General features: G+C 70.5%; 17 protein-coding genes. 9 read left to right on the top strand and 8 right to left on the bottom strand.

The window, feature by feature from the left end; translation table 11 throughout:
* Positions 1-70: 70 nt before the first annotated feature.
* The 3 genes from ADL29_RS36710 to ADL29_RS36700 all read left to right on the top strand — a co-directional run bounded on the left by ADL29_RS36710 (position 71) and on the right by ADL29_RS36700 (position 2,693).
* Positions 71-646, top strand: a complete 576-nt coding sequence (locus ADL29_RS36710; protein ID WP_053927834.1) for a TerD family protein — start codon at positions 71-73, stop codon at positions 644-646.
* 53 nt (positions 647-699) lie between these two features.
* On the top strand, positions 700-1,842 hold the full coding sequence (locus tag ADL29_RS36705; RefSeq protein ID WP_053927833.1) for a DUF475 domain-containing protein: 1,143 nt from the start codon (positions 700-702) through the stop codon (positions 1,840-1,842).
* A 98-nt stretch (positions 1,843-1,940) separates the two neighbouring features.
* Positions 1,941-2,693 (top strand): TerD family protein, encoded by a 753-nt coding sequence (locus tag ADL29_RS36700; protein WP_046931267.1) that lies wholly within the window; start codon positions 1,941-1,943, stop codon positions 2,691-2,693.
* A gap of 35 nt (positions 2,694-2,728) precedes the next feature.
* On the opposite strand, the gene ADL29_RS36695 is transcribed toward ADL29_RS36700, so the two are convergent.
* Complete coding sequence (locus ADL29_RS36695; RefSeq protein WP_053927832.1) at positions 2,729-3,862, bottom strand: TerD family protein; 1,134 nt, start codon at positions 3,860-3,862, stop codon at positions 2,729-2,731.
* 217 nt (positions 3,863-4,079) lie between these two features.
* Here ADL29_RS36695 and ADL29_RS36690 point away from each other — a divergent pair, with 217 nt between their 5' ends.
* The 3 genes from ADL29_RS36690 to ADL29_RS36680 are packed head-to-tail and all read left to right on the top strand — an operon-like array spanning position 4,080 to position 8,593.
* Positions 4,080-5,252 (top strand): HpcH/HpaI aldolase/citrate lyase family protein, encoded by a 1,173-nt coding sequence (locus ADL29_RS36690; RefSeq protein WP_053927831.1) that lies wholly within the window; start codon positions 4,080-4,082, stop codon positions 5,250-5,252.
* Positions 5,253-5,267: 15 nt separating this feature from the next.
* Positions 5,268-7,772 (top strand): phosphoribosyltransferase, encoded by a 2,505-nt coding sequence (locus ADL29_RS36685; protein WP_053928058.1) that lies wholly within the window; start codon positions 5,268-5,270, stop codon positions 7,770-7,772.
* Complete coding sequence (locus ADL29_RS36680) at positions 7,772-8,593, top strand: hypothetical protein (RefSeq protein WP_053927830.1); 822 nt, start codon at positions 7,772-7,774, stop codon at positions 8,591-8,593. The genes ADL29_RS36685 and ADL29_RS36680 overlap by 1 nt, the downstream gene beginning before the upstream one ends.
* Here the strand turns inward: ADL29_RS36680 and ADL29_RS36675 are convergent.
* Positions 8,556-9,194, bottom strand: coding sequence for a DedA family protein (locus ADL29_RS36675; protein ID WP_053927829.1), 639 nt, complete (start codon positions 9,192-9,194; stop codon positions 8,556-8,558). The genes ADL29_RS36680 and ADL29_RS36675 overlap by 38 nt on opposite strands.
* 108 nt (positions 9,195-9,302) lie before the next feature.
* Here ADL29_RS36675 and ADL29_RS36670 point away from each other — a divergent pair, with 108 nt between their 5' ends.
* The 3 genes from ADL29_RS36670 to ADL29_RS36660 all read left to right on the top strand — a co-directional run bounded on the left by ADL29_RS36670 (position 9,303) and on the right by ADL29_RS36660 (position 11,836).
* Entirely contained in the window at positions 9,303-10,436 is a 1,134-nt protein-coding gene (locus ADL29_RS36670; protein ID WP_425424310.1) for a sensor histidine kinase, read from the top strand.
* Positions 10,427-11,086: a response regulator transcription factor gene (locus ADL29_RS36665; RefSeq protein WP_053927827.1), complete on the top strand. Its 660-nt coding sequence runs from the start codon at positions 10,427-10,429 to the stop codon at positions 11,084-11,086. The genes ADL29_RS36670 and ADL29_RS36665 overlap by 10 nt, the downstream gene beginning before the upstream one ends.
* 90 nt (positions 11,087-11,176) lie before the next feature.
* Positions 11,177-11,836: an O-methyltransferase gene (locus ADL29_RS36660; protein ID WP_053927826.1), complete on the top strand. Its 660-nt coding sequence runs from the start codon at positions 11,177-11,179 to the stop codon at positions 11,834-11,836.
* 60 nt (positions 11,837-11,896) lie between these two features.
* Here ADL29_RS36660 and ADL29_RS36655 read toward each other — a convergent pair whose 3' ends face one another.
* From ADL29_RS36655 to ADL29_RS36630, 6 genes are all read right to left on the bottom strand, one after another.
* Entirely contained in the window at positions 11,897-12,109 is a 213-nt protein-coding gene (locus ADL29_RS36655) for an FmdB family zinc ribbon protein (RefSeq protein ID WP_046928217.1), read from the bottom strand.
* A gap of 24 nt (positions 12,110-12,133) precedes the next feature.
* The gene (locus ADL29_RS36650) at positions 12,134-13,141 is read right to left on the bottom strand and encodes a sugar kinase (RefSeq protein WP_211274468.1); all 1,008 of its coding nucleotides are present in this window, start codon (positions 13,139-13,141) and stop codon (positions 12,134-12,136) included.
* 59 nt (positions 13,142-13,200) lie between these two features.
* On the bottom strand, positions 13,201-13,821 hold the full coding sequence (locus ADL29_RS36645; RefSeq protein WP_046928218.1) for a bifunctional 4-hydroxy-2-oxoglutarate aldolase/2-dehydro-3-deoxy-phosphogluconate aldolase: 621 nt from the start codon (positions 13,819-13,821) through the stop codon (positions 13,201-13,203).
* A gap of 38 nt (positions 13,822-13,859) precedes the next feature.
* The gene (dgoD, locus tag ADL29_RS36640) at positions 13,860-15,005 is read right to left on the bottom strand and encodes a galactonate dehydratase (protein WP_053927825.1); all 1,146 of its coding nucleotides are present in this window, start codon (positions 15,003-15,005) and stop codon (positions 13,860-13,862) included.
* A 177-nt stretch (positions 15,006-15,182) separates the two neighbouring features.
* Positions 15,183-15,887, bottom strand: coding sequence for a FadR/GntR family transcriptional regulator (locus ADL29_RS36635; protein ID WP_053927824.1), 705 nt, complete (start codon positions 15,885-15,887; stop codon positions 15,183-15,185).
* Between the two features lie 167 nt (positions 15,888-16,054).
* On the bottom strand, positions 16,055-16,786 hold the full coding sequence (locus ADL29_RS36630) for a DUF4383 domain-containing protein (protein WP_053927823.1): 732 nt from the start codon (positions 16,784-16,786) through the stop codon (positions 16,055-16,057).
* Positions 16,787-16,896 lie beyond the last annotated feature (110 nt).

Here is a 16,896-nt window from a genome sequence, read left to right as displayed (position 1 = left end):
GGCGTGCTTGAAAGGGATACGGGCCGGGCCGGAAGCCGCCCGCGCCGACACCGGGGAGGAAGCGAACACTATGGGCGTCACACTCGCCAAGGGGGGCAACGTCTCCCTGTCCAAGGCCGCGCCGAATCTTACGCAGATCATGGTCGGTCTCGGCTGGGACGCACGCTCCACCACTGGAGCGCCATTCGACCTCGACGCCAGCGCGCTGCTGTGCGAGTCGGGCCGGGTGCTGGGGGACGAGTTCTTCGTCTTCTACAACAACCTCAAGAGCCCCGAGGGCTCCGTCGAGCACACCGGTGACAACCTCACCGGCGACGGGGAGGGCGACGACGAGTCGATTCTGGTGGATCTCACCGGGGTCCCCGAGCAGGTCGACAAGATCGTTTTTCCGGTCTCCATTCATGAGGCCGAACTGCGCGGCCAGAGCTTCGGCCAGGTCAGCAATGCCTTTATCCGGATCGTCAATCAGGCCGACGGCAGCGAACTCGCCCGCTACGACCTCAGTGAGGACGCCGCCGGCGAGACCGCAATGATCTTCGGCGAGGTCTACCGCTACAACGGCGAATGGAAGTTCCGGGCGGTGGGGCAGGGGTACGCGTCGGGCCTGCGGGGCATCGCTCTAGACTTCGGGGTCAACGTTTCGTAAAGCGCCGCGCGCTGCGCGCGGGGGACCCCACACAGCGAGGGATTGGGTAGGCAGTGCTCCTGAAAACCTTCGGCTGGTCGTTCGCCATCACGGTGCTCGGCCTGGCCTTGGCCGGCGTTCTCTGGGGGTGGCAGGGGCTCGCAATTGTCGGGATCCTGTCCATCCTCGAGATCTCGCTCTCTTTCGACAATGCCGTCATCAACGCAGGCATCCTGCGCAAGATGAACGCCTTCTGGCAGAAGATCTTCCTGACCGTCGGCATCCTTGTCGCGGTATTCGGCATGCGACTGGTCTTCCCGGTCGTGATCGTCGCGATCACCGCGAAACTGGGACCGATCGAAGCGGTCAATCTCGCCATCAACGACAAGGCGCATTACCAGGAACTGGTCACCAGCGCCCATCCGGCCATCGCGGCCTTCGGCGGGATGTTCCTGCTGATGATCTTCCTCGACTTCATCTTCGAGGAGCGCGACTACAAGTGGCTGTCGTGGATCGAGAAGCCGATGGCCAGGATGGGCAAGCTCGACATGCTGTCCGTCATCATCGCGCTGGTCGTTCTGCTGGTGACCTCGATGACCGTGGCCACCGCGGCCGCGCACGGCGCCGGTGACAAGAGCGCCACGGTGCTGCTGTCCGGCGTCGCCGGCCTCATCACCTATCTCGTCGTCGGCGGCATCTCCGGCTACTTCGAGGACAAGCTGGAGGACGAGGAGGACGAGGACGGCGACGACGCCGCCGAGACCGGTCAGCCCGAGAAGAAGGGCGCCTCGGCCGGTTCGGCCGTGGGCCTGGCCGGCAAGGCCGCGTTCTTCATGTTCCTCTACCTCGAGGTCATCGACGCGTCCTTCTCCTTCGACGGGGTCATCGGCGCGTTCGCCATCACCAACGACATCTTCATGATGGCGCTGGGCCTGGGCATCGGCGCGATGTACATCCGCTCGCTGACGGTCTTCCTCGTCCGCAAGGGGACCCTGGACGACTACGTCTACCTCGAGCACGGTGCCCACTACGCGATCGGCGCGCTGGCGGTCATCCTGCTCCTCACGATCAAGTACGAGATCCCCGAGGTCGTCACCGGCCTGATCGGCATCGCACTGATCGGTCTCTCCTTCGCCTCCTCCGTGGTGCGCAACCGGCGCGAGGGCAAGCCGGGGGACGAAGAGGGAGCCAGGTCGGAAGTCGCGTCCGGAGTGTGACGCGGCGCTGATTGAGGAACGCTCTCTGCGGGGCGGCCATGGGGTGCAGACCTCGGGGCCGCCCCGCGGCAATTGGGCCGAGCAATGGGGTGGGAAAGGTGTCGTTTCTGGGGAGTCTGTGGCGCGGTGGCGCCCAGAAGTTCGACTTCGACAGCGGGGGAGCGGGGGGAGCGTCGTACGTCGTCGAGCTGACGAAGCGGAATCCGGTCGTCTCGCTGACCAAGCAGGGGGCGGCCGCCGGGCATCTGCGGGTCAATCTGAGCTGGCAGATGCGGACCTCGGATTTCGGTGAGCGGGGCGGTCAGCGCACCGGCAGCCTGCTGCGGCACCCGGGCAGGCTGTTCAAGCCCGAGATCGTCCAGGCGCAGGGCCCGGCCGTGGTCAATGTGGACCTGGACCTGGCTTGTATGTACGAACTCAAGGACGGCACCAAGGGCGTGGTGCAGCCGCTGGGGAACTTCCTGGGCGACCTCAACGGCGCACCCTTCGTCAAGCTGAGCGGCGACGACCGGTTCGGTTCGGGGTCCGGTGAAACGCTCTACGTCAACCTGGACCATCGCGACGACATCAAGCGGCTGCTGATCTTCGTCTACATCTACGACGGGACGCCCGCGTTCGACCGTACGCACGCGGTCGTGACGCTCTACCCGAGCGCCGGGCCCCGGGTGGAGGTCAAGCTCGACGAACGGGCGCCGCAGGCCCGCTCCTGCGCCGTTTTCATGCTGGAGAACGGCAAGGACGGGCTGACCGTGCGCCGCGAGGTGAAGTACGTCTACGGCTTCCAGGCAGAGCTCGACCGGCTGTACGGCTGGGGACTGCAGTGGGGGCGGGGGTACAAGTCGAAGGTCTGATGCGCTGAGACCGTGTGCCGCCCCCGGTCGCTCCGCTACCGGCGCTGGAACTGCGGGCCCTGCGGCGGCAGCACGAACGACGGATCCGGCACGAACGGCTGGTGCTGCGTCGGATAGCCGTACGCCGGGGCAGAGTGCGGCGGCTGCTGCGGGTAGCCGTAGGCGGACGGGGGCGGCTGCTGCGGCTGGTACGGAGGCTGCTGCGGCGGCGGGCCCGGGTAGCCGTACGAGGGCTGTGCGGGGGGCTGGGTCGGGGGTTGTGCCGGCGGTGGCGGAACGTTCTGCGGGTAGCCGTAGCCGCCGCCGGTGGGCTGCGGCGGGGGCGTGGCGGCGGCCGACGGCTGCGGGGCTCCGGAGTGCGGCTCCGGCATCGGGTCCGGCATGTGCTGGGTGACGGCGTCGGGGTCCGGGGCCGCGGGCGAGCCCGCCGCCTGCTCGGGCCACGCGCTGGGCGGCGGGCTCACCGGGGCAGCGGATCCGGCGGACGGCCCGGGGGCGGCCGGCGGCTCGGCAGGCGCTTCGGCGCCCGTCGTCGTGGGTGCCGGGGCGGGCGGTGCCGGGGTCGGGGCCTCCGGGGCCGAATCCTCGGGGGCCGGTGTCGCGGCAGGCCCGGCGGGCGCCGAGTCGTTCTCCTCCACCGTGATCCCGAACTCGGTCGCCAGACCCACCAGTCCGCTCTCGTAGCCCTGCCCCAGCGCGCGGAACTTCCAGTTCTCGGCGCGCCGGTAGAGCTCGCCACAGATCAGTGCCGTCTCGTTGCCGGTATCGGGCACCACGTCGAACACCGCGATCGGCTCGCCCCCGCTCACCGCCGCGTCGTACAGCAGGACCCGCAGATCCGGTACGAGCCCGAACGCGCCGCCGTCCGACGACGCGCTCAGCACCACCCGGTCCACCGATGGGTCCAGGGTTGCCAGATCCGCCTCGATGGTCTCTTCCATGCCGTCGGCGAGGCGGGCCTTGGGCAGATGCCGGACCATGCCGCTGGGATGCCGTGGCTGGTTGTAGAAGACGAAGTCCTCGTCGGAGCGCACGCGTCCTTCGGGCCCCACCAGCAGGGCAGAGGCATCGACATCGGGGACACCGGCGGCGGGCGTCCAGCGCAGGACAGCCCGGACAGCCGTGGCATCGAGGGGTACGTTCGACCCTTTCAGCATCGCGTGCGTCATGCCGCAATCCTGCCTTCCCGGAGGTCGCAGGGACAACGCGGGGGCCTTCCGGGCGTCGTCGCGTCGCGGGCGCGGACATCTGGACGCCGTGTGTGGGATACGAGATTTTCACGCACGGGGGAACTAACGACACCCAGGCACACGTACGATTACCGGCTGGATCCAGACAGCGAGACGCAGCGGGGGCGCCGGGTCCCGCCTGTATACGGGGAGTTGTATGCGCCACTTTGGGCACCTTGCGCCGGACATCCGGAAGACACTGTTCCACCAGGAGCCGGCGGAGTTCACCGCCGATTCCCCCGCGCGCACGCTTGCCGTCGCCCTCGGCGCCACGCTCTACAGCCCCGCCACCCGCCCACGGCTGGCCGACGACATCCTCAAGCAGGCCGGGCGCGGCGTGGTGTCCATGGTGCTGTGCCTGGAGGATTCCATCGGCGACAGGGATGTGGTGGCCGGCGAGGACAATCTCGTGCGGCAGTTCGGCCTTCTGGACGAGGCGGCCGCGGCGGGCACGGACCTGCCGCTGCTCTTCATCCGGGTACGCGAACCCGGGCAGATACCGGATCTTGTGCGCCGGATGGGGCCCACGGTGCGCAGGCTGTCCGGCTTCGTGCTGCCGAAGTTCACCGCGGAACGGGGAGTGCCCTTCCTGGAGGCGCTGACCACGGCCGAGTCGGCCTGCGGACGGCGGCTGTTCGCCATGCCGGTGCTCGAATCCCCGCAGCTGCTGCATCTGGAGAGCCGTATCGACACCCTCCAGGGCATCGCCGACACCGTCAACAAGTACCGGGAGCGGGTGCTCGCCCTGCGGCTCGGGGTCACGGACTTCTGCTCCGCCTACGGGCTGCGCAGGGCACCGGACATGACGGCTTATGACGTGCACATCGTCGCCTCCGTGATCGCCGACGTGGTGAATGTGCTCGGCCGGGCGGACGGCACCGGTTTCACGGTCACCGGCCCGGTGTGGGAGTACTTCCGGCTGCATGAGCGGATGTTCAAGCCGCAGCTGCGCCGCAGCCCGTTCCTCGGCCGGGCGGAGGAGCTGCGTACGGCACTGATCGAGCACGACATGGACGGTCTGCTTCGGGAGATCGAACTGGACCGGGCGAACGGCCTGCAGGGCAAGACCTGCATCCACCCCTCGCACGTCGCGCCGGTGCACGCCCTCTCGGTCGTCAGCCACGAGGAGTTCAGCGACGCCGCGGACATTCTGCGGCCCGAGCGGGGCGACGGTGGGGTGCTGCGCTCCGCGTACACGAACAAGATGAACGAGGTGAAGCCGCACCGGGCCTGGGCCGAACGCACCCTGCTGCGCGCGGAGGCGTTCGGCGTCGCCCGGGAGGGCATCGGGTTCGTGGAACTGCTCACGGCGAGCCTTCCGCAGACCTGAGAACCGGTGAACGACATGGACGAAACGATGGAGAAGACGAAGCGCGTGGTGTGGACCGGAGACTGGGTGGCCGAGCGGCTCGGCGTCTCGCTGAGCGGCGGGGACGACCTGCCGGAGCTGCTGGGCCTGGCGCTGCGACGCAACCCGAAGCGGGCTCATCTGCTCGTCTCGAACGTGCTCGGCAAGCACGTACCGCAGCGGCCCGGTGCGGTCCATGGCGCCGGCTACGGACTGGGGCGCCGGGTTCGCGAGCTGCTGGGTGACGAAGCCGCCGCCCGCGCCGTGGTCCTCGGCTACGCCGAGACCGCCACCGGGCTGGGGCACTCCGTGGCCGACGGCCTGGCGCTCGCGCCGTACCTGCACTCCACCCGCCGGCCGGTGACCGGCGTCGAGCAGGTGGGCGGTTTCGAGGAGGAGCACAGCCACGCCACCTCGCATCTGCTGCTCCCCGAGGAGCCGGACCTCCTCGCCGGGGACGGTCCGCTGGTGCTCGTCGACGACGAGTTCTCCACCGGACGGACCGTCCTGAACACCATCAAGGCGCTGCACGCGCGCTTTCCCCGCGACCGGTACGTGGTGGTCGCGCTCGTCGACATGCGCTCGGACGCCGACCGCAGCCACCTGGAGAAGTTCGCGGCGGAACTGGGGGCCCGCGTCGACCTCGTCTCCCTGGCCGCGGGCGGCGTACGGCTCCCCGCGGATGTGCTGGCGCGCGGCCAGGAACTCGTCGCGGCCCATGAGGCCGCCGCCCCGTCGCCGGCACCCGGCCGGAACGGGGAGGCCCGCGGGAACCGCCGGGCGGACGCCGTACGGGTCGGCCTCGACTGGCCCGCCGGACTGCCCGACGGCGGACGGCACGGCTTCACACCGGCGCACCGCGAGCGGCTGGAGGCGGCGCTGCCGGCCATGGCCGGCAGCCTGGCGGACCACCTGGACGGCGCCCGCCGGATCCTCGTCCTCGGCAACGAGGAGCTGATGTACGCGCCGGTGCGGATCGCCGAGGCCCTGGACACCCACCTCGGCGCACCGGCCACGCCGGACGAGGGCGCGGCGGTCTACTTCTCGACCACCACCCGGTCGCCCGTGCTCGCCGTGGACGACCCCGGCTACGCCATACGCACCCGGCTCTCCTTCCCCGCGCACGACCGGCCGGCCGACGGGCCGGGGGAGCGCTACGCCTACAACGTCGCGGCCGGGACCGACCCGGCGCGCCGCTTCGATGCCATCGTGGCTGTCGTCGACTCGCAGGGAGACGGCCCCGAACTGCACGCCGCCGGCGGTCTGCTGGACCGGCTCGCCGAGCACACCGACCGGCTGCTGCTCGCCGTCATCCCCTCGTACACCCCGCAAGAACAGGCCCGTTCCATGCCCCTCCCCGAGCCGCTGCGCGGCCCCGCCTTCTCCTCGTACGCCGCCGAGGAGGTCGGCTGGCTGCTGCAGGACCTCTCCGACGTCACGCTGGAAGCGCCGACCGAGGAACGAGAGGAGGCGATCCAGAGCGGCGGCGCCCACTACGCCGAGTCGCTGCCCGTCGAATACCAGCCGAGCGAGCAGTACCAGGCGCTCTTCCACAGCGCGCTGGAGACCTCGGCGAGCCGGATCGCGCGGGCTGTGGGGACCGTCACCGAGACCGTGCTCGCCGAGCGGTCGCGCCCGGCCCCGGCGCGGCCGGTGCTGGTGTCGCTGGCGCGGGCCGGTACGCCCGTCGGTGTGCTGATGCGCCGCTGGGCACTGCACGCCCACGGCCTGGACCTGCCGCACTACGCCGTCTCCATCGTGCGCGGCCGGGGGATCGACACCACCGCCCTGCGCTGGCTGGCGGCCCATCACGATCCGGCGGACGTCGTTTTCGTGGACGGCTGGACCGGCAAGGGCGCCATCACCCGCGAACTCGCTCAGGCCTTGGCGGACTTCCCCGGCTTCGACCCACGCATCGCCGTGCTCGCCGACCCCGGCGGCTGCGTCGAGACCTACGGCACCCGCGATGACTTCCTGATCCCCTCCGCCTGCCTCAACTCCACCGTCTCCGGGCTCATATCGCGCACCGTCCTGCGCGACGACCTCGTGGGCCCGGACGACTTCCACGGCGCCAAGTTCTACCGCGAGCTGGCCACCGCCGATGCGTCGGGCGCCTTCCTCGACGCGGTGAGCGCGCGGTTCGACGAGGTCGCCGATGCCGTCGCCGCGGACGTGAAGGAACTGGCCGCCGCAGACCGGACGCCCACCTGGGAGGGCTGGGCGGCCGTGGAGCGCATCAGTGAGGAGTACGGCATCCACGACGTCAACCTCGTGAAGCCCGGTGTCGGCGAGACCACGCGCGTCCTGCTGCGCCGGGTCCCCTGGAAGATCCTCGCCCAGCGGGGTGCCGGGGCCGATCTCGATCATGTGCGCCTCCTGGCCGAACAACGGGGCGTGCCCGTCGAAGAGGTCGACGAACTGCCCTATACCTGCGTCGGATTGATCCACCCGCGCTTCACGCGCGGTGCCACGGGCGCTGACGGAAAGGCGGTGGCCTCCTGATGAGTGCCATCGTCGCCAGTGACCTCGACCGCACCCTGATCTATTCGGCCGCCGCGCTGAACCTCGCCATGCCCGACGCCGAGGCCCCGCGTCTGCTGTGCGTCGAGACCTACGAACGCAAGCCGCTTTCCTATATGACGGAGACGGCAGCCGCGCTGCTCGCCGAACTGGCCGCCGGCACCACCTTCGTGCCGACCACCACCCGCACCCGTGAGCAGTACGGACGCATCCATCTCCCGGGTCCGGCACCGGAGTTCGCCATTTGCGCCAACGGCGGCCACCTGCTCGTACGGGGTGAATCGGATCCCGACTGGCAGCGCGTCGTCGCCGAGCGTCTCGCGTCGCAGTGTGCGCCCCTCGACGAGATCCGGGCGCATCTCGTCCGCACCGCCGACCCGGCCTGGCTGCTCAAGGAACGCGTCGCCGAGGACCTCTTCGCCTACCTCGTCGTGGAGCGCCCGCTGCTCCCGGAGACCTGGGTGAAGGACCTCACCGGCTGGGCGGAGGAACGCGGCTGGACCGTGTCGTTGCAGGGCCGCAAGATTTACGCCGTGCCGAAGCCGCTCACCAAGAGCGCTGCCGTCGCGGAGGTGGCGCGCCGCACCGGCGCGTCCGAGATCCTTGCGGCCGGCGACTCTCTTCTCGACGCCGATCTGCTGCTGGCGGCCGACCGCGGATGGCGGCCGGGACACGGCGAACTGGCGGACTCCGGCTGGCACGCCCCGCATGTCACGGCGCTCGACGAACGTGGTGTCGCAGCGGGCGAGGAGATCGTCCGGGCCTTCATCCGCGGCGCCGCAGTCCCGGGCCGCGCCTGCTGACGCGGACAACGACAAACGCCGCCACCGCCAGCGCCGCCGCCGCGAGCACCACCTTCGCATAGACATCCACATAACCGGTCACCTCCTCCCAGTGCTCCCCGAGGGCATGGCCCGCGAGGACGAAGACCGTGTTCCAGATGAGGCTGCCGAGGGTGGTCAGGGCGAGAAAAGCCGGCACCGGCATCCGCTCGATGCCGGCCGGTATCGAGATCAGACTGCGGAAGATCGGGATCATCCGGCCGAAGAACACGGCCTTGGTCCCGTGCCGCCGGAACCAGCGCTCCGTCTTCTCTATATCGGAGACGCTGACCAGCGGCAGCTTCGCCGCGATCGCGACCGTACGCGCCCGCCCGAGCAGTGCGCCCACGCCGCACAGCGCCAGCGCTCCGGTCACCGAGCCGAGGGTCGTCCACACGAGCGCGGACGTCAGCTGCATACCGCCACGGCTTGCGGCGAAGCCCGCCAGCGGCAGGATCACCTCGCTCGGCAGCGGCGGGAACAGATTCTCTGCGGCGATCGCGAGACCCGCGCCGGGCGCGCCGAGCGCGTCCATGAGGTCCGTGATCCAGCCGGGTGCGGTGTTTCCGATGCTCTCGATCATGTAGTCAAAGCTATGAATTCGCGAGCGGCGGCACATTGCGGAAAGCCGCACAGAAGACTGCGGTTTTCCGCAGTGTGCGCCCGCCCTGGCCCCGCTAGCGTCATGATCGTGCGCGGATTGATGCGGCGCCTTGCGCGCCTGACAACGAGCCTGGGGATCGGCGCCTGCACGGCGGTCGTCGAGCTTCCCTTCACGCTGCTCTCCGCCCTCGTTCTGCTCATCGTCCTGCCCTGGCCGCGCGGACGGCGGGCCGTACTGACGCCGCTGACCGCCGTCGCCGGCCGCCTGGCCGAGGTCGAGCGCCGACGGCTGGCGCGGTTCGGCGAGGCGGAGGTCTCCCACGCGTACGCGCGTGTACGCGCACTCCAATATGTGGCGGTGCGCTGGGTGATGGGCGTGGTGGGCATGGTGGTGGTCTTCGCACCGCTGTCGGCGACCGTGCTGTGGGCGGTGCTGGTCTGGCCTTTCACCGATCTGCATCACCCCGGTGATGTCGCCGCGACCGGTGTCGGCAATCTCTTCTTCCTCCTGGTCGGCATGCAGGGCGTGTTCGGGGTCACGCATCTGGAAGGGCTGCTGGCGCGGCACTTCCTCGGCCCCCGCCCCGAGGAGGTCCTCGAGCGCCGCATCGAGCAGTTGGCGGCCAGCCGCGCCGGTGTGGTCGCGGCGGTCAACGACGAGCGTCGCCGTATCGAGCGCGATCTGCATGACGGGGTGCAACAGCGACTGGTGGCGCTCGGGATGCTGCTGGGCCGCGCGCTGCGCAGCCGGGACGAGATGCGGGCCGATCAGCTTCTGCGGCAGGCCCATGAAGAGAGCCGCCAGGCGCTGACCGAGTTGCGGGAAGTGGCGTGGCGGATCTATCCCACGGTCCTGGACGAGGCGGGGCTGCGGGCCGCCCTGGAGACGGTCGCCGAACGGTCCTCCGTTCCCGTGCAACTCGACTACCGGCTCGACCGCGAGCCCGGGACCGCCCTGGCAACGGTCGCCTACTTCGTGGTCTGCGAGGCCGTCACCAACGCCGTCAAGCATGCGGACGCCGGGCTGATATCGGTCCGCGTCGCCCCGGGCGGGGACGGCGTGCTCGTGTGTATCGAGGACGACGGACCGGGCGGCGCGGATTCCTCCGGCAGCGGCCTTTTCGGGCTGGCCCGCCGGGTTGCCGCCCTCGACGGCCGATTCCGGGTGGAGAGCCCGCCCGGCGGACCCACCACGATCACAGCGGAGCTGCCGTGCGCGTAGTGCTTGCCGACGATTCGATCTTGCTGCGGGAGGGGCTGGTGCGTCTGCTGGCCGAGGAGGGGCACGAGGTCGCGGCCGCGGTCGGCGACGCCGACCGGCTGATCGCCGTACTGGAGCGGGCGGAGAGAACGGAGGAACGACTGGACGCCGTGGTGGTGGACGTCCGGATGCCGCCCACGCACACGGATGAAGGACTGCGGGCAGCGGTGCAGATCAGGGAGCGCTGGCCGGATGTCGGCGTGCTGGTCCTGTCGCAGTACGTCGAGCGCCGTTATGCGACGGAACTGCTGACCGACGACAGTGAAGGAGTCGGCTATCTGCTCAAGGACCGAGTGGTGGAGGTGGACGAATTCCTGAACGCCCTGGAGCGGGTGGGCGCCGGACAGGCGGCGTTCGACCCGGAAGTCGTACGGCAGTTGCTGGCGCGCAGCAGACGTACGGACCCGCTGGGCACGCTCTCCGGGCGAGAACGGGAGGTGCTCGCGCAGATGGCGGAGGGCCATACCAATGCGGCGATCGCCGCCCGGCTGCACATTTCGCAGAGCGCCGTGGAGAAACACATCAATGCGATCTTCGAGAAACTCGGCCTCACCGGCACATCGGGCTACTCACGCCGGGTGCTGGCGGTGCTGCGTTACCTGGGAACGTAGACGATGGCGCTCCGCCGGCCTCGCCGAGGCGGCCGGTTGCGCTGTCGAGGCAGCGGCTGGGACCGCTGCCGGGGATCAGGAGGAGACCCAGTGACCAAGTCCAAGAGCACGCCGATCACCCCCGAGTTGTACGACTACGTCCTCGCCCACAATCCGCCGCTGGACGCCGTGCAGCGGGGCCTGGTGGAGATCACGCACCAGCGGATCCCGGACATGGCGGAGATGCAGTCGGCACAGGAGCAGGGGCCGCTGCTCGCGTTCCTGGTACGGCTGATCGGGGCCCGGCACATCGTCGAGGTAGGGACGTTCACCGGATTCTCGGCACTGTCGATGGCCCAGGCACTGCCCCCGGACGGCACCCTGATCGCCTGCGACGTCTCGGAGGAGTGGACGGCATACGGCAGGGAGGCCTGGGCGCAGGCCGGGGTCTCGGACCGTATCCAGCTGCGGATCGCGCCCGCGCTGGACACCCTCCGGGCGATGCCGGCCGACCCGCATATCGACCTCGTCTACCTCGACGCGGACAAGGCCAACTACATCCCCTACTGGGAGGAAGTGGTGCCCAGGATGCGGCCCGGAGGCCTGGTCGTCGCGGACAACGTCCTGTTCCACGGCCAGGTCACCGACCCGGAGGTGACCGGACCGGCGCTGGCGATCAGGGAGTTCAACGACCATGTGCGGGCCGACGAGCGTATGGAGGCGGTGATGCTCACCGTGGCGGACGGAGTGACCGTGGCGCGCCGGCGGTAGGCCGGTCCGGCGCGGGCCGGGATGCCGCAGCCTTTCCGACCCTGATCCGCCGGACGGGCCCTAGCCGCAGCAGCCGCCCCCGCAGCAACCGCCGCCCCCGCCGCCGCTGGGCGCGGGGGCGGACGCGGAGCCGCCGACGGCGACCGTGGAGAGGAGCTTCACGGTGTCCTCGTGGCCGTCGGGGCAGACGGCAGGGGCGGAGGACTCGGCCATCGGCCGGTTCAGCTCGAAGGTGGAGCCACAGGGGCGGCACCGGTATTCGTAACGAGGCATGGCCACAGGTTAGCCGCGGTGCCGTCAGCGCACGACCGTGCCGGGTGGTGCGCCCAGCATGCCCAGCTCCGCGCGGGTCGGCGCACCCTCCCAGTCACCGGGGGAGGCGACCGCGAAGGCACCGGTGGTGACCGCGCGTGCCAGACGTCCGGCCATGTCGGCGCCGTCCAGCAGCGCCGAGAGATAGCCCGCCACAAAGGCATCGCCCGCGCCGACGGCGTCCACGGCCCGTACCAGCTGTGCGGGCCGGTGGAGTGAACCGTCGCCGGTGAAGGCCGTCGCCCCGTCCGCGCCCAGTGTGACCACGACCTCCCCGACGCCCAGCTCCAGCAGCTCCTTGGCCTGCGCCGCCACGGCCGGGCCGCGCTCCGTACCAGGGCCCGCGGTGTCCGCCGCCGGGCCCGTCGGCAGGCACAGGGGAAGCTCGTCGTCAGAGGCGATCAGGGCGTCGACCGAGGGAATCCACTCGCGCAGGACCGAGGAGGCCTCCCCGGCGGTCCAGAGGCGAGAGCGGAAATTGACGTCGAGGCAGACCAACGAGCCGTGCTCCCGGGCGAGTCGAAGTGCGCGACGGGCCGTCGCGAGGGGCGCCGGACCGAGTGCGGGCGTGATGCCCGTCAGGTGCAGGATGCGCGGCGGGGCGGCCGAGAAGGCCTCTTCCACCGCACTTGCCTGAAGGCGGGACCCGGCAGATCCCGCGCGGTAGTAGTGCACCCGGGTGATCTCGGGGAGCCGTGGCTCGAAGAGGATCAGTCCGGTCGGGGCGTCCGGGTCGGCCGAGGCGGCGGATACCGCGACGCCTTCGGCCCGCAGCGTACGGAGCACCAGCCGCCCGGCCTCGTCGTCGCCGACCGCGCCCGCCCAGTGCACCTGGTGGCCGAGCCGGGACAGGCCGATCGCGACATTGCTCTCCGCACCGGCGATGGAAACGTTCATCGTGCCGCCGAGTTTCAGCGGACCGCTGCCGCGCAGGGCGACCATCGTCTCGCCGAAGGTGAGGACGTCCGGCCCGGAGTGCGGCCCCGCCCGCAGCGTCGCCCGCCGCTCCTCCCAGCCCGCGCGTCCGTGGACCGGTCCGCGCCCCCGCTCGGTCACCACGCGCACGCCGCCTTGAACTCCGCCACCCGCCGGCGCAGGGCACCCAGGTCTCCGCCGTCCGCCGCGTCCCCGATCAGCGGCGAGCCGACTCCCACCGCCACCGCCCCGGCCGCGAGATACTCGCTCGCCGCGGCCGCGTCCACCCCGCCGACCGGCACAAACGCCAGCTCGGGGAAGGGCGCGCGCAGCGCCCGCAGATACTCCGGCCCGCCCACGGAGGCCGGGAAGAGCTTCAGTGCGGAGACGCCCAGGGCATCGGCGGCGATCACCTCCGACGGCGTCAGCACCCCGGCGAGCGTCGGCAGCCCCTGCCGTACGGATTCCTCCAGGCCGGCCCCGAGACCGGGGGTGACGACCAGGTTGGCGCCGGCCTCCGCGGCGCGTCGGGCGTCAGCGGCGGACAGCACGGTGCCCGCACCGAGCCAGGCCGCATCGCCGAGTCCGGCGCGCGCCCGCCGGATGACCGTCAGCGCGTCCCGTCCGCTCAGCGAGACCTCGACCAGTGGAACGCCTTCCTCCGCCAGCGTCATGACCGTACGGAAGGCCGCCTCCGCGTCCTCGCCCCGGACGATGGCGACCAGCCGCTCGGCCCGGAGCGCTGTGCTGAAGTCCATGGCTTTCCTCCTCCCTTCCCGCTCCCGTGCCCCTGCGGTCACCATTCTGCGAAAGCACCGTCCTCATGACGCCAGACCGGGTTACGCCAGGCATGACCTTTCTCATCGGCCGCGCGCACGGCGGCCTCGTCCACCTCCACGCCGAGCCCCGGCCGGTCGGTTCGCAGCAGCGTCCCGCCGTGGAAGCGGAACGGCTCCGGATCCGCGACGTAGTCCAGCAGCTCGGCGCCCTGGTTGTAGTGGATGCCGATGGACTGCTCCTGGATCAGGAAGTTCGGCGTGGTGAAGGCGACCTGGAGGCTGGCGGCCAGCGCGACCGGGCCGAGCGGACAGTGCGGGGCGAGCTGCGCCCCGTACACCTCGGCGACGGCGGCGATCCGGCGCAGCTCGGAGATGCCCCCGGCGTGTGAAATATCGGGCTGAAGGATCGACACGCCGGCATTCAGCGGATCCAGGAACTCACGGCGGGTGAAGAGACGTTCACCTAGTGCGATGGGAATGGTGGAGGTGTTCACGAGGTCATGGACAGCATGCATATGGTCGGGCAGCACGGGTTCCTCGACGAACATCGGCGCGTACTCGGCCAGCAGGGGAAGCAGCCTGCGGGCGTTGGCGGGGGAGACCCGCCCATGGAAGTCGAGGCCGAAGTCCCGTTCGTCGCCGAGGACTTCGCGCGCGGTCTCGGCCCGCCGCAGACACGCCCGTACCTCGGCGGGGGTGGCCACCGGGGTCATCCGGCCGCAGCCGTTCATCTTGACGGCCGTGAAGCCCGCCTCGATCTGAGCGGTCAGCGCGTCCCGGATGGCCTGCGGCTCGTCGCCGCCGATCCAGGCGTAGGCACGGACCCTCTCCCGTACGGGGCCGCCCAGCAGCTGATGGACGGGGACGCCGTACTGCTTCCCCTTGATGTCCCACAGCGCCTGGTCCAGGCCGGCGACGGCGGACGACAGCACCGGCCCGCCGCGGTAGAAGCCGCCTTTGGTCATGACCTGCCAGTGGTCCTCGATCCGGGCCGCGTCCTGCCCCAGGAGGTACTCGGACAGCACCTCGACGGCCGCCCGGACCGGTTCGGCCCGCCCTTCGACCACCGGCTCGCCCCAGCCGACGACGCCCTCATCGGTCTCCACCCGGACGAACATCCAGCGCGGCGGGGCGAGGAACGTCTCGATGCGGCTGATCTTCATGGAGCGGACCGTCCTTTCGGCACCGGGGTCTTACGCGTCGTCCTGCCCGCCGCCGTCATTGCCGCAACCGCAACCGCAACGACAGCCGCAGCCGTGGCCATGGTGGTGGCAGTGGCACTGGCACTGGCGGTGGTGATCCTTATCGCCGCGCGGATCCGGCGCCGGGCAGGCGGCGGCCTATGGATGTCCGTGGGCGGACTTGTCGAGCAGTTCGAGCATCGCCATATAGGCGCCGTCGACATCCCGGGCGCGTACGGCCTCGACGACCGCGGCGTGCGCGGGATGCGGGTGCTCGAATTCGCCGCCGCCGGCGTGCACGGCCCGGTCGCGCTGGATGAGCACGGGCACGATCACCCGCTGCAGCTGCGCATAGAAGCGGTTGTTGGAGGCAAGCAGCATCGCCGTGTGAAAGGACGCGTCGGCGCGGATCAGCAGCGCCGGATCGGCGTCGGGGACGGCCATCGTGCTCACTGCGGCGTCGAGCACAGCGAGATCGTCATCGGTACGGCGCTCCGCCGCGAGCGCGGCCGCGGCGGGCTCGATCGAACGGCGCAGCTCGAGCATGTCGGCGAAGAAATCGGAGGAGGCGCCGGCCGCGAGCTTCCAGCGCAGCACATCGCTGTCCAGGAGGTTCCAGTCCTCGCGGGGCCGCACCACGCTGTCGCCCTTCTGGTGGGCGTCGACCAGCCCCTTGGCGGCCAGCAGCTTGAGTGCCTCGCGTACCACGGTCTGGCTGACGTCCAGCTCCGCCGTCAGATCCGGCAGGGCAAGGGCCTTGCCCTCGCCGTAGGTGCCGTCGAGGATGCGCCCGGCGAGCACTTCGACGGTTTCCTTGTGCCCTCCGCGTCCTGCGGACGAGGCGGCGTTCCCCAGCTGCGTCATGCCGTTGCTCCCTGCTCCGGCCCCCTGGGTGACCGGCCCGTGAGCGTCCGCCACCGGCGCTCACGGCCCACGCACACCCGGCTCGCCCCCCGCCACCTGGCCAGCCGTCAGGGCGTACCGAGTCACGACCCCACCTCGGTACGCCCTGACGTCTCCTCGCCCCGGGCTCACGCCTCCTTGCTGCCGCTGCCGCTCCCCCTGCCTGCCGCACTGCCAGTGCGGGTGCGGGGGCCGGTAATGCTGGTGCCGGGTCCGAGCGAGCCCCGTCCGGCATGCAAGGTGCCCTGGACCCGCACACGGAACGACTGCCGTCCGGCCGTCATGCCGGATACGGCATGCCACTGCCCGCGGTCGAACTGTTCCGCTTCCTCCGGGTGGCGGGCGCGCCAGTACGGATTGTCGTTCGACAGCCCTCCGCTCACCCGTCCGTACATCCCGAAGACCAGCAGCATCAGCCCCACCACGAAGCTGAAGAGGACGTTCTGGATACGGAAGGCGAGGAAGTTCGCGCCGGTCTGCAGCAGTGCCAGATTGACGAAGCCGCTCAGGAGGAAGAGGACGCCCCAGACGATGTTGAGGGTCGAGGCGAAGTTCCCGCCGATCACCATGCCGGCGACGAGTATCGCCCCGACGACGATAGAGAGCACGCTCAGCGCGCCATTGGTGTTGAGTCCGGCGACGGTGTCGCCACCGGTGTCGAAGAAGCCGATGTTGTGGGTCAGACCGAGGATGCCGAAGGCGATCAGCACCAGGCCCATCAGCCCGGCGCCGATGCGGTAGACCTTGCTGAGCCGGTGATCCACCGGCAGATGCTCATCGAGCCGGGTACGACGCAGCTTGACCCGGTGGAATGGGTTGGCGGGCCCGTGCAGGGTCTGGTCAGTAGCCCCAGTAGCCATGTCCGGCCTCCTTCGCGCAGATGTGCCGCCTGGGCCGTACTCACTCCAGCATCCGCCAACGCGTCGCTTCACGCCATCGCGCTCGGCAAGGGGACCAGGGCGTGCCAGGG

Source organism: Streptomyces chattanoogensis (genome assembly GCF_001294335.1).
Taxonomy (GTDB): Bacteria; Actinomycetota; Actinomycetes; order Streptomycetales; family Streptomycetaceae; genus Streptomyces; species Streptomyces chattanoogensis.
Note: the sequence above shows the minus strand (reverse complement) of the source record. Positions and strands in the feature narration are given on the sequence as shown.